Raw genomic sequence first — 12,523 nt, forward strand, 5'->3', positions numbered from 1 at the left:
CGCTTAGAATGAAAATAAGGTTGACCGAGCCCTAGGCTTTTACCGGGCGTTTAGTTTTTTTAACTGGAGTTGGGTCGGGTATTGCTGCAAGCATTTCATCAAGTACAGCTTGTCGTTTGAGCCTATCATCTGAAATTTCCCCAAGAGTATCCAAAATCTCTACTGCTTGCTTGAATGGGGCTAGTGCTTGTTCGCCGGGCTTGGTGAGCTTGTCGATGATTTTTTGACAGTAGGCGTCCATTTTTTTTGATTTCAACGCCGGTTTATCTTTTCCAGCAATAATGGTGCATACCAGAACTAGGATATGCCATTTAAATCTTCTCATGTTTTGGGGGACGTTGCTGCTAGCTACGTACAAATGTAGTCGATACAATGTCAAGCATGACGCATAAAAAATTATTTCCTTGTTCTCCTCATCGAACATAATGTCGGAGAGACTTTCATACATTTTCTTAGGGTAGCGATAAGCTAGGTCAGGGCGATGGCAGAACATTGAGGCAACGCACTTAGCTACAGTATTAATATTGAAGGTGCGGATAGCAGGCACTTCTTTCCCGAAATATTGTTTCTCTCTGCGCTCGAAGTATAAGCGCCCATCCTGTCCTTCAAATGAATTAAATAGCTGTTCAACACGCTTTATTATGGGGCGAAGAGTCAAGAACTGCGTTTCATCAACCTTGGATTGGCTGTTTGTCGCTCTGACCAACTCTGAAAATACATCTTCGCTGGAGGTTTCAATTACCTTAAGAGTAACCATTACCTTATCGTCATATTTTCCTCTATTCTCATAAAGGATATTTGAGGTTTGACACCCGTTGACGATTTGAAAATTTTCCAAGTGTAATGTGTTGCCTTGTAGGCGAACATCTGGACTGACAATGGTTATCCCATTATTCAGAACTGGAAATCTAGTGGATGAAGTGCTGCTATTAAGCGTGTCGGCAATTGATTGGTTAACTATATTATCTCCCCCCAAATATGCCCGTACGTTTTCTTCGAAAACTTGAGTCCGTAAACTGCCATCTTCAGCGACTAGCAGGTTGGCAACGACGTCTACGGCTCTGGCGACTACCAAATATGCTTCTTCGATACCCGCGATTGTAGGAAGCGGCGCCGACCCAAATAGCGGGAGCTGTGCTGTAATGCCAGAATAGGTAGATATCCACAACTCCGTTAGTTCATTACGCCCCAAACACTTTATATCAACTTCAGAAAAGTAGCCAAAATCATTAATTTGATTTTCAAAAGCAATAATAGCAGCGCTAAACTCTTTCGGGGAAAGGTAATTTCCAGTAGTTATGAAACGTGCGGTCAGACGCGGTTTGCCATTACGAATTTTTGGAACGTTTCCAATGCATTCATCAAAAACATTTCTAGTATTTTTCTGAATTGAATCTGTAGCTAGATACGGTTCTTCATTAAGAAAGCGTAGAATTGACTCCTTGAATTTCAAAAAATTTCCAAGGTCGAATCCATCGGATGTTTTTGCCTGAATGAAAACAACTTCCACGTCATGATTTTTGCGTTCTGTATTAAAAGCTGAACGTGCATCCTCATCTGAGACTATTACTTCTTCGTCTAAGATTATTGCTACTCCATCTATGCCGTCATCTCCCGAACTAGTGGTCACGTCATCTAAATCAAAGCCGGATGCGCACCTAGAATACAACACCGCATAATTGCAAAAATATTCAAATTGTTTATCTTGCGGGTCTGACTCAAATCCAAAGCTTTTGGCAAAGTTATTTAAATGGGCGTTAACAATGCGGTGCATGGGGCGCGTCCTTGGCGAGTTAGTTTTTTGGCACAGACATCTGTTTCTGCGCCGCTAACTGAACGCTACTATTTCGCCATCATTCTGTCCAGCGTCTGCTTCTACATTATTTACCGGGATACAAATTATCTGAGCCCTAAGCGCTTGGGATTTCCATCTGCTTTCGAAAACCGGAGGAGTCTAATAATGCGCTCCTCTCAGGCCAGTCCTTCCTCATAAAATCATTGACAACGAAGGCCTGCTCGCCAGCCTTTGATATCCAGTAGCTAATCAAGGGAGATGTCGTTGGCCACGATAGGGCGATGGGGACGTAATCCCGACGCAGTCTCTCTTTCCACTGATCGGGAGCGAACCCACGGATGATTTGACGTCCCCCCAAAAAAAAGGGCCTGCATTCCCATGCAGGCCCTTTTTTACCACTCAATCAGCTCAAAACGCCGGCAAAACCGCCCCTTTGTATTTCTCCAGAATAAAAGCCTTCACTTCCGGCGTATGCAGCGCCGCCACCAGCTTCTTCATCGCCTCACTGTCCTTGTCATCCTCACGAGCCACCAGGATATTCACATAAGGCGAGTCGCTACCTTCAATCACCAGCGCGTCCTTGGAAGGATCAAGCTTGGCTTCCAACGCATAGTTGGTGTTGATCAACGCCAGATCCACCTGGGTCAGCACCCGCGGAATGGTCGCGGCTTCCAGTTCACGGAATTTCAGATCCTTCGGGTTCTCGGTGATGTCCTTGGTGGTGGACAGGATGTTGTTCGAATCCTTCAACTTGATCACCCCAGCCTTCGCCAGCAGCAACAGCGCACGGCCGCCGTTGGTGGCGTCGTTCGGGATGACCACGTTGGCGCCGCCCGGCAGTTCGGTAAGGGCCTTGTACTTGCTGGAGTACGCGCCCAGGGGTTCCAGGTGCACACCGGCCACGCTTACCAGGTGCGTGCCCTTGGCCTTGTTGAACTCATCCAGGTACGGCTGGTGCTGGAAGAAGTTGGCGTCCAGGCGTTTTTCCGCGACTTGTACGTTCGGCTGGATGTAGTCGGTGAAGACTTTGACCTGGAGGTTCACGCCTTCTTTGGCCAGGGCCGGTTTGACGAATTCGAGGATTTCCGCGTGCGGCACCGGGGTGGCGGCGACGGTCAGGGTGTCGGCGGCGTGGGCGGAAAATGCTGCGGCGGCAGCGAAGGCAACCAGTAGTTTCTTCATTCAGCTAACTCCTTTTGAAGCGCCTGCTCTCGGCGCCTGCCAGCGAATGGCCGGCTCATGGTTTATTGGCCGCGAGGCCTTATTTTCTAGAAAAATGCACAACCAGTTTGTCGCCCACGGTTTGCAGGACCTGAACCAGCACCAGCAGCAACACCACCGTGACCACCATCACATCGGTCTGGAAACGCTGGTAACCAAAACGGATCGCCAGGTCGCCCAAACCACCGGCACCGACTACACCGGCCATCGCCGTGTAGGACACCAGCGTAATCGCTGTCACCGTAATCGCTGCAAAAATGCCTGGGCGGGCTTCCGGCAGCAAGGCGTTGACGATGATTTGCCGCGTGGTCGCGCCCATGGCCTGGGTCGCTTCGATGATGCCGCGATCGACTTCGCGCAAGGCGGTTTCCACCAACCGCGCAAAGAACGGTGTCGCGCCGACCACCAGCGGCGGGATCGCGCCGGCCACGCCCAGGGAGGTGCCGGTGATCAATACCGTGAACGGGATCATCACGATCAACAGGATGATGAACGGCAGCGAACGCAGGATGTTGACGATGAGCGACAGCAGCGCATAAACGCCGCGGGCTTCGAGCAACTGGCGCGGGCTGCACAGGAACAGCAACACGCCCAGCGGCAGGCCGAGCAGCACGGTAAACAACAGCGAACCGAACAGCATCAGGAAGGTGTCGCCCGTCGCCAGCCAGATTTCCAGCCAGTCGATGTTGGAGAAGAACGAACTCAACAGTTCCATTAGCGCAGCACCTCCATGTGGACATCGGCCGCGGTGAAGCGGGCAAACGCCGCCTCCATGTCACCGCCGGTGATGGCGAGGGTCAGTTGCCCGTAGGGGGTGTCTTTGATGCGGTCGATGCGGCCGGCCAGGATGCTGTAGTCCACGCCGGTTTCCCGGGCGATGGTGCCGAGCAATGGCGCGTAGGTCGCGTCGCCCTGGAAGGTCAGACGCACGATGCGCCCGGGTACGTGGGCGAAATCGTCGCGCTGTTCGCTTTCGTCGATTTGCTCGTCTTCCTGGACGAAACGCTTGGTGGTCGGGTGCTTGGGGTGCAGGAACACCTCGGCCACCGGGCCTTGCTCGACGATCACGCCAGCGTCCATCACCGCTACTTGATCGCAGACGCGGCGGATCACGTCCATTTCATGGGTGATCAGCACGATGGTCAGCTTCAGCTCACGGTTGATTTCCGCCAGCAGTTGCAGCACCGAGGCGGTGGTCTGCGGGTCGAGGGCACTGGTGGCCTCGTCGCACAGCAAGATCTTCGGCTTGGTCGCCAGGGCGCGGGCGATGCCGACGCGCTGCTTCTGGCCGCCGGACAATTGCGCCGGGTACTTGCGGGCGTGGTCGGACAGCCCGACCCGCGCCAGCAACTCGGCCACTCGGCGGTCAATGTCGCTGCGGGACAGTTCGCCCGCGAGCGTCAGTGGCAGCGCGACGTTGTCGGCCACGGTCTTGGATGCCAGCAGGTTGAAGTGCTGGAAAATCATCCCGACCTGCTGGCGGAAACGCCGCAGGCCGCTGGCGTCCAGGGCGGTGACTTCTTCGCCGTCGACGATGATCTTGCCGCCTGTGGAATCTTCCAGGCGATTGATCAGACGCAGCAGGGTACTTTTTCCCGCACCGGAATGGCCGATCAAGCCGAAGACCTGACCGTTCTCAATCGTCAGACTGGTCGGATGCAGGGCGGGGATATCCCTACCGGCGACCCGGTAGGTTTTATAAACGTTTTGAAACTCGATCACGTAGCGAACCTTGTGGGGCGCGTTGGAAAAGGGTCAGCGGTTAGCCGGGCGCGCATTTTAGCCTGTCCGTATAGAGGTTCTTAGCATTTATTTGCGATCGGACCTGTCATTTGGCAATAACGCGATCAAAGGCCATAAAAAAGGAACACAGCCAAACGGCATCGGTCACTCATTAAGCAACTCGAAAATGCCCAGGTACCGACCTGCGGTATCGAACTCAAGAGTCCTGGCCACGGCGGGGATCGCAAAGAGGAGTTATGCCTGATGAGTACCGAAAAGCCCACGGTCAACAAGAGCCAACTGGCCGGGACCGACACGCTGGATCGCGGCAACACCAACGCCAAGCTCGAGAGCCTGGAACGGTTTCGCTCCGACGCCACCGAACAAGCATTGCGCACCAATCAGGGCGTGAAGATCGCCGATAACCAGAACACCCTTCGCGTCGGCGCTCGCGGGCCTTCGCTGCTGGAAGACTTCATCATGCGTGAAAAAATCACGCACTTTGACCATGAGCGCATCCCGGAGCGCATCGTCCACGCTCGTGGTACCGGGGCCCACGGTTATTTTCAGACCTATGATGCGCACTCGGCCTTGACCAAAGCCGGTTTCCTACAGGATCCGAGTAAGAAAACCCCGGTGTTCGTGCGTTTTTCCACCGTGCAAGGGCCGCGGGGTTCCGGCGATACCGTGCGGGACGTGCGTGGCTTTGCGGTGAAGTTCTTTACCGACGAAGGCAACTTCGACCTGGTGGGCAACAACATGCCGGTGTTTTTCATCCAGGATGCGGTGAAGTTTCCAGACTTCGTCCACGCGGTGAAACCCGAACCGCACAATGAAATACCTACCGGCGGTTCGGCCCACGACACCTTCTGGGATTTCGTCTCGCTGGTGCCGGAATCGGCGCACATGGTGATCTGGGCGATGTCCGACCGGGCCATTCCGAAAAGCCTGCGCAGCATGCAGGGCTTTGGCGTGCACACCTTCCGCATGATCAACGCCGAAGGCAAAAGCAGCTTCGTCAAATTCCACTGGCGCCCTACAGTCGGCACCTGTTCATTGGTGTGGGACGAAGCCCAGAAACTGGCGGGTAAAGATACCGACTACCACCGTCGCGATCTCTGGGAATCGATCGAAATGGGCGACTACCCGGAATGGGAATTTGGCGTACAGATCGTCGCCGAGGAAGACGAGCACAAGTTCGATTTCGACCTGCTCGACCCGACCAAGATCATCCCTGAAGAGCTGGTTCCCATCACGCCCCTGGGCAAGATGGTGTTGAACCGCAACCCGGACAACTTCTTCGCCGAAGTCGAGCAAGTTGCCTTCTGCCCCGGACATATCGTGCCGGGTATCGACTTTTCCAACGACCCATTGCTGCAGGGCCGGCTGTTTTCCTACACCGATACGCAAATCAGCCGACTCGGTGGGCCGAATTTTCATGAGCTGCCGATCAACCGGGCGATTACCCCGGTGCACAACGGCCAGCGTGACGGCATGCACCGCAGCACCATCGACAAGGGGCGCGCTTCCTACGAGCCGAACTCCATCGATGGCGGTTGGCCGAAAGAAACCCCGCCCGGCCCTGAGGACGGTGGCTTCGAAAGCTATCCAGAGCGCATCGACGCCTACAAGATCCGCCAACGCAGCGATTCGTTCGCCGACCATTTTTCCCAAGCGCGGTTGTTCTACAAGAGCATGAGCCCTCATGAGCAGGAGCACATCATCGCCGCCTACAGCTTCGAACTGGGCAAGGTGGAGCGGGAGTTCATCCGGGCGCGGCAGGTCAACGAAATCCTCGCCAACATCGATCTGGAACTGGCCGGACGGGTCGCGAAGAACCTCGGCTTGCCGGCACCCACCGCCGGCACCGTCGATGTACCGAAGCCTTCGCTGGAGCAGTCCCCGGCCTTGAGCCAGGCGAACCTGCTGTCCGGGGACATCAAGACCCGCAAGGTGGCGGTGCTGGTGGCCGACGGTGTCGATGGCGCGATCATCGATGCGCTCAAGCAAGCCCTGAAGGCTGAGGGCGCCCATGCCAAAGTACTTGGGCCGACTTCGGCGCCAGTGACTACGGCCGATGGGAAAAAGCTAGCGGTGGATGCGTCCATGGAAGGCTTGCCGTCGATTGCCTTTGACGCGGTGTTCGTACCGGGTGGCGCGGAGTCGATCAAGGCCTTGAGTCGCGACGGCGTGGCGTTGCATTACGTGCTGGAGGCCTACAAGCATCTGAAAGCCATTGGGCTTCATGGTGAGGCCCGGCAGTTGTTGGTGGAGTTGAAGCTGGAAGTGGATGCGGGGTTGATCGAAGACGCGGAGGCGAGCGGTTTTTCGCGGTTTTTTGCGGCGATTGCTCAGCATCGGGTTTGGGCGCGGGAGCCTAAGGCCAAGGCGGTTCCGGCTTGAGGGTTGTCTGAAAGAGATTGTTTGCTGGTAGGACGCTATCGCGAGCAGGCTCGCTCCCACATGGGGTTTTGTGATCGACACAAAATCACTGTGGGAGCGAGCCTGCTCGCGATGCTTTTTAAGGCTTACGCGGAGTTAGAACCATCTGCGCCGGCACGCTGCGCAAAATCTGCTTTTGCAACTTCAGGTCAAACCCAGGATCAAGTTTCTTGACCCGCTTGGTCAGCAACGTCGCCAACCACGGATAATCATCGGTGCGTGGCGCCTGGATGCTGACGTCACATTGAAAATTCACCACATCAGCGGCGATGGCATCCAATTGACGGCGCAGTTGCTGGATATCGGCGATGTTGAGTGCCACCGTGGTGCTTTCGGCGCTCGGATCGATCACTTTGGCGACCGGTTTGGCTTCGGCGGCCTGGAGGGCGGCCTCGGCTTTATCCAGCTCGGCCTTGCGCGCTTCGGCAATGGCGCTGTTGACCTCGCCGGTGAGCGCCGGGGCCTTGGGCATCAAGGCTCGGGCACGGCTCAGGGCCGTGGCGGCGGCGTTGACATCGCCTTTTTGCAGATCGATCTGGCTGCGACGCAAGTACGCCTCGGCCAGTTGCCGCTGGTAGGGTTCCAGCGACGGGTCTTCGGGCGACTGGGCTTGCAAGGCGGCCAACTGGTCTTCAGCGGTGGCCAGCTCATTGCTGGCCAGGCTTTGCTCGAGCTGCGCGATGGCCGGGCCCCGCGTATCGGGGGCCTGGATGACCGGCGGTGTACTCTGGCAAGCGCCCAGCAGCAGGGAAAATGCGACAAGGAGCAGATAACGGGAGGCGAACGGCTTCATTCCTGCGACTCTCTATTTGCGCAAAAAGCGAGCAAGTCTACACCCCTCTACGAGGCAGGACAAAACTCAGCAGAAACAACGCAGCGGCGCTGACCACGATCGACGGACCGGCCGGGGTGTCCTTGAACCACGACAACGCCAATCCACCGCACACCGCGAGCATGCCCAGCAGGCTCGCGCCCAGGGCCATTTGCTCCGGGGAGCGGGCGTGACGCTGTGCCGCAGCCGCCGGGATGATCAGCAATGAAGTGATCAGCAAGACACCGACGATCTTCATCGCCACCGCGATGACTACGGCAATCAGCAGCATCAGTGCCAGACGCAAACCCACCACCGGCAAGCCTTCGACGCGCGCCAGTTCCTCGTGCACGGTGACGGCCAGCAAGGGCCGCCAGAGCGCCACCAGCAACAACAGCACCGCCGCGCTGCCGCCGAGGATCCACGACAGGTCTGTCGGACTGATCGCCAACAGATCGCCGAACAGATAGGCCATCAGGTCAATTCGCACGTCATGCATGAAGCTTAGTACCACCAGCCCGAGGGACAGGGTGCTCGGCGCCAGAATGCCCAACAGTGTGTCGGACGCCAGCGGCTGGCGCTGTTGCAACGTCACCAACAACACCGCCAACAACAGGCAGCCAACGGTCACCGCCACCGCGGGGCTGACATCCAGCAGAAACCCCAGGGCCACGCCGAGCAACGCCGCGTGGGACAAGGTGTCGCCAAAATAAGCCATGCGCCGCCAGACCACGAACGAGCCCAAGGGGCCGGCCACCAGCGCCAGGGCCAGGCCTGCGAGCAGGGCGTACAACAGAAAATCAGCCATGCTTGCAGCCATCTCCATGAACATGATTGGAAGCAGAAGGGGCACTGACCACTGAACCATGCAGGTCGTGGGCGTGATCGTGGTGGTGGTGATAAATCGCCAGGCTTTGTGCGTTCTTTCCGAACAACTCGACGAAGGCCGGATCGCCGCTGACCTGCTCGGGATGCCCGGAACAGCAGACGTGGCGGTTGAGGCAGACCACTTGGTCGGTGGTGCTCATCACCAGGTGCAGATCGTGGGACACCATCAGCACGCCGCAACCATGACGGTCGCGCAAGCGCGTGATCAGGCTGTACAGCTCGGCCTGCCCCGCTACATCGACACCTTGCACCGGTTCGTCGAGCACCAGCAGTTCAGGCTCGCGCAGCAGAGCGCGGGCCAGCAGCACGCGCTGCATTTCGCCACCGGAAACACTTTGCACCGGGCTGTCGATTACCTGTTCGGCGCCGACTTCGTTGAGCGCCGCCAAGGCCCGTGCGCGGTCCACGCCAGGCACCAGGCGCAGGAAGCGCAACACCGACAGCGGTAGCGTCGGGTCTACGTGGAGTTTTTGCGGCATGTAGCCGACCCGCAGCTTTGGCTTGCGCCAGACACTGCCGCTGTCGGGCTTGAGCAAACCGAGCACGGCGCGCACCAGTGTGGTCTTGCCGGCGCCGTTGGGGCCGATCAGGGTCACGATCTGCCCCGGCTCGACGCTCAGTTGGATGTTGTCCAGCACGCTCTGCCCGGCGAACGTCACGGCCACCTGCTCAAGGCGGATCAACGCATTGCTCATCAGGCCCCCTGGCAGCCGGAGCACAGACCGACCACTTCGACGGTCTGGGTATCGACCACGAAGCCGACTTCTTTGGCGCTGGCGATGATCGCATCGCTGATGGACTTCTGCTCCAGCTCGATGGCCGCATGGCATTCGCGGCAGATCAGGAACTGGCCTTGGTGGGCGTGCTCCGGATGGTTGCAGCCGACGAAGGCGTTCAGCGACGAAATGCGATGTACCAGGCCGTTTTCCAGGAGGAAATCCAGTGCCCGATAGACCGTCGGCGGCGCGGCGCGGCGGCCGTCCTGCTCGCTGAGCACGGCGAGGATGTCGTAGGCGCCCAGCGGCTTGTGGCTCTGCCAGACCAATTCCAGCACGCGCCGACGCAAGGCGGTCAGGCGCAACCCCTGGCGCGCGCAGATGGCATCGGCCTCGGACAGCGCGCTGTGCACGCAGTGGGAGTGATCGTGGGGACGACTGGCAAGGGGTGTAATAGGCATGGGCAGCGACGAGTTTAGTGAGAGACGTTATTATGTTACCCGTTCTCGCCTCTACGAGTGGTCATCGTGTCCCGATTTTTTTCGCTCTTTGTCGTTTTTGTCGCAAGTTTTCTATTGATTGGCCCGGCCCAGGCCGACGTCAAGGTGCTCACCAGCATCAAGCCGTTACAGCTGATTGCCGCTGCGGTACAGGACGGCGTGGCGGTTCCGGAAGTGTTGCTGCCTCCCGGTGCTTCGCCGCATCACTATGCCTTGCGGCCATCCGACGTACGGAAGGTGCAGTCAGTGGACTTGCTGTACTGGATTGGGCCCGACATGGAAGGTTTCCTGCCGCGAGTGTTGAACGGTCGTACCCTGCCCTCCGTCGCGGTGCAGGATCTGCCGGGGCTCAAGTTGCGTCACTTCGCCCAGGACAGCGCCTCCCACGAGGACGATGATCATGACGGCGATGAACACGATCACGACCATCGCCCCGGCAGCGTGGATGCCCACTTGTGGCTCTCGCCGCTCAATGCGCGGGTGATCGCGGCAAAAATGGCGGCTGACCTGAGCGCGGCGGATCCGGCCAACGCTGCCCGCTATCAAAGCAACCTCAAGGGTTTCAACCAGCGTCTCGACGCCCTGGATACACGCTTGAAGGCGCGCCTGGCCGGGGTCGCGGGCAAGCCGTATTTCGTGTTCCACGAAGCGTTTGATTATTTCGAAGACAACTACGGCCTCAAGCACGCCGGGGTGTTCGCCGTGGCTGCCGAAGTCCAGCCCGGTGCCCAGCACGTGGCGGCGATGCGCACGCGCTTGCAAGCGGTGGGCAAGACCTGCGTGTTCAGCGAACCACCGCTGCGCCCGCGCCTGGCCGAAACCCTGGTGGCCGGGTTGCCGGTGAAGCTGGCGGAACTGGATGCACTGGGCGGCTATACCCCGGCGACGGCGCAGGGGTATGAGCAGTTGTTGGAGAAGTTGGGCAATGATTTGGCGGGGTGCCTGGAGTCGCTATAGCCTGCCAACGCAAAACCTGTGGCGAGGGGATTTATCCCCGCTGGGCTGCGCAGCAGCCCCTTGCTTTCGGTCTGATGAGCTGCGGCGGCAGATATTTCTTGAGGGCCGCTTCGCGCCCCAGCGGGGATAAATCCCCTCGCCACAAGAGCATTCAGATTCGCGCTTGCCTGCTGCTATAAAGCGAAAGGCAACGGTGTGTGAACCGTCTGCCGCTGCGCCAGCCGCTGCTGGAACTCCATCGGATCGTGAATCAACACATCCTGCCCGGCAAACGATTCGGCGGCGATCAACCGCGACAGCCAGAACCGCACGCACGCCACGCGCAGCATGGTCGGCCAGAGTTCGGCCTCGGCGGGAGTGAACGGTCGCAGCGCCGCATAGGCCCCCAGCAACGCCCGCGCCCGCGCGCCATCGAGCACACCGTCGTCGTCCGAGCACCAGTCGTTCAAGGCAATGGCGACGTCATACAGCATCGGCCCTGAGCAGGCGTTGTAGAAGTCGATCAACCCGGTCAGGTGCGTGCCTTCGAACATTGCATTGTCGCGGAACAGATCCGCATGGATGTTGGCCCGGGGCAGCGCCAGGATGCCTACCTTTTGCGACGAAATTTCGTCCAGCGCAACCTGAAGGAGCCTACGGGGCTCGGTATCGAGGTGCGACAGCAGCTTGGCACCCTCCTCCTGCATCCAGTCCAGGCCGCGGTCGGTCTTGCGCTTGATCATCTTGTCCCGGGTCGCCAGGTGCAGGTGCGCCAGCAACTCGCCGACCTGGGCGCAATGTTGCGCGTTGGCCTGCTTGATGTGCTTGCCCGCCAGGCGCGGTTGCAACAGTGCCGGTTTGCCCGCCAGTTCCCGCAGCGCCACGCCATCGGTGGTGCGCAAGGCATAAGGCACCGGCAGGTCGGCGTCATGCAGCACGTCCAGCAGTTCGATGAAGAACGGCATTTCCTGCACCGGGCCGCGCTCGACCAGGGTCAGGACGAATTCGCCCTGCTCCAGGCTGATGAAGAAATTGGTGTTTTCGCTGCCGGCGGCGATCCCCTGGAAATCAAGCAGACGGCCAAGCCCGTAAGGGGCGAGAAAGGTTTCCAGCTCGGGCCGAGCCAGGGGGGTGAACACAGACATGGTTAAAACTGCCAGTACGGGCGCCCTTCAGCGGGCGCCGGTTGAAGTCGCGAGCGGTATTACCACTCAAAGATTTTCCACGACGGAATCAGCATATCCGGCTGGTCCGAGCGGATGAAGTTTGCATCAGTGCCATCGGCGCGTACCAGGAAATAAGGCTTGCCGTTCTTGGGCGTGACCTTGATCGCGTACAAAAATCCGTTTTGCCGATACTCCTGAATGGTTCTATCACCTTCGGTGCGGATGGTGACGTCCGGGTCCGCCGAGGGTGCGTCATCCGCTGCCATGACGGCCAACGGTGTAATTGCAAACAAGCCAGCCAGTAACAGGCGATTTAGTGTACGCAT

Annotated in this window: 12 protein-coding genes; 2 read left to right on the forward strand and 10 right to left on the reverse strand. The window is 58.2% G+C overall.

What is annotated here, in order from left to right; genetic code table 11:
* Positions 1–31 precede the first annotated feature (31 nt).
* The 4 genes from DTP52_RS08105 to DTP52_RS08120 all read right to left on the reverse strand — a co-directional run bounded on the left by DTP52_RS08105 (position 32) and on the right by DTP52_RS08120 (position 4,738).
* Positions 32–1,774, reverse strand: a complete 1,743-nt coding sequence (locus DTP52_RS08105) for an AIPR family protein (RefSeq protein ID WP_109752849.1) — start codon at positions 1,772–1,774, stop codon at positions 32–34.
* A gap of 429 nt (positions 1,775–2,203) precedes the next feature.
* On the reverse strand, positions 2,204–2,977 hold the full coding sequence (locus DTP52_RS08110; RefSeq protein ID WP_109752850.1) for a MetQ/NlpA family ABC transporter substrate-binding protein: 774 nt from the start codon (positions 2,975–2,977) through the stop codon (positions 2,204–2,206).
* Between the two features lie 79 nt (positions 2,978–3,056).
* Positions 3,057–3,731: a methionine ABC transporter permease gene (locus DTP52_RS08115; protein ID WP_003196204.1), complete on the reverse strand. Its 675-nt coding sequence runs from the start codon at positions 3,729–3,731 to the stop codon at positions 3,057–3,059.
* Positions 3,731–4,738 (reverse strand): methionine ABC transporter ATP-binding protein, encoded by a 1,008-nt coding sequence (locus DTP52_RS08120; protein ID WP_109752851.1) that lies wholly within the window; start codon positions 4,736–4,738, stop codon positions 3,731–3,733. The genes DTP52_RS08115 and DTP52_RS08120 overlap by 1 nt, the downstream gene beginning before the upstream one ends.
* A gap of 210 nt (positions 4,739–4,948) precedes the next feature.
* Between DTP52_RS08120 and katE the strand changes: the two genes are divergently transcribed.
* Positions 4,949–7,141 (forward strand): catalase HPII, encoded by a 2,193-nt coding sequence (gene katE, locus DTP52_RS08125; RefSeq protein ID WP_109752852.1) that lies wholly within the window; start codon positions 4,949–4,951, stop codon positions 7,139–7,141.
* A gap of 118 nt (positions 7,142–7,259) precedes the next feature.
* Here katE and DTP52_RS08130 read toward each other — a convergent pair whose 3' ends face one another.
* From DTP52_RS08130 to zur, 4 genes are read right to left on the reverse strand one after another with little or no spacing between them, the layout of a single operon-like run.
* Entirely contained in the window at positions 7,260–7,973 is a 714-nt protein-coding gene (locus tag DTP52_RS08130) for a PA5502 family lipoprotein (RefSeq protein WP_109752853.1), read from the reverse strand.
* A 37-nt stretch (positions 7,974–8,010) separates the two neighbouring features.
* Entirely contained in the window at positions 8,011–8,799 is a 789-nt protein-coding gene (gene znuB / locus DTP52_RS08135) for a zinc ABC transporter permease subunit ZnuB (RefSeq protein WP_109752854.1), read from the reverse strand.
* Positions 8,792–9,574 (reverse strand): zinc ABC transporter ATP-binding protein ZnuC, encoded by a 783-nt coding sequence (gene znuC, locus DTP52_RS08140; RefSeq protein WP_109752855.1) that lies wholly within the window; start codon positions 9,572–9,574, stop codon positions 8,792–8,794. Before znuC ends, znuB begins: the two co-directional genes overlap by 8 nt.
* On the reverse strand, positions 9,574–10,056 hold the full coding sequence (gene zur, locus DTP52_RS08145; protein ID WP_109752856.1) for a zinc uptake transcriptional repressor Zur: 483 nt from the start codon (positions 10,054–10,056) through the stop codon (positions 9,574–9,576). The genes znuC and zur overlap by 1 nt, the downstream gene beginning before the upstream one ends.
* 66 nt (positions 10,057–10,122) lie before the next feature.
* On the opposite strand from zur, the gene znuA reads away from it, so the two are divergent.
* Complete coding sequence (znuA, locus tag DTP52_RS08150) at positions 10,123–11,052, forward strand: zinc ABC transporter substrate-binding protein ZnuA (protein WP_109752857.1); 930 nt, start codon at positions 10,123–10,125, stop codon at positions 11,050–11,052.
* A gap of 173 nt (positions 11,053–11,225) precedes the next feature.
* Here the strand turns inward: znuA and DTP52_RS08155 are convergent, their stop codons facing one another.
* Together DTP52_RS08155 and DTP52_RS08160 are read right to left on the reverse strand one after the other, a co-directional pair.
* A complete protein-coding gene (locus DTP52_RS08155) occupies positions 11,226–12,176 on the reverse strand; it encodes a homoserine kinase (protein WP_109752858.1) in 951 nt (316 codons plus the stop codon).
* Between the two features lie 59 nt (positions 12,177–12,235).
* Positions 12,236–12,523, reverse strand: coding sequence for a DUF2782 domain-containing protein (locus DTP52_RS08160; protein WP_014335817.1), 288 nt, complete (start codon positions 12,521–12,523; stop codon positions 12,236–12,238).

It is taken from the genome of Pseudomonas sp. 43mfcvi1.1 (genome assembly GCF_900115935.1).
GTDB lineage: Bacteria > Pseudomonadota > Gammaproteobacteria > Pseudomonadales > Pseudomonadaceae > Aquipseudomonas > Aquipseudomonas bijieensis.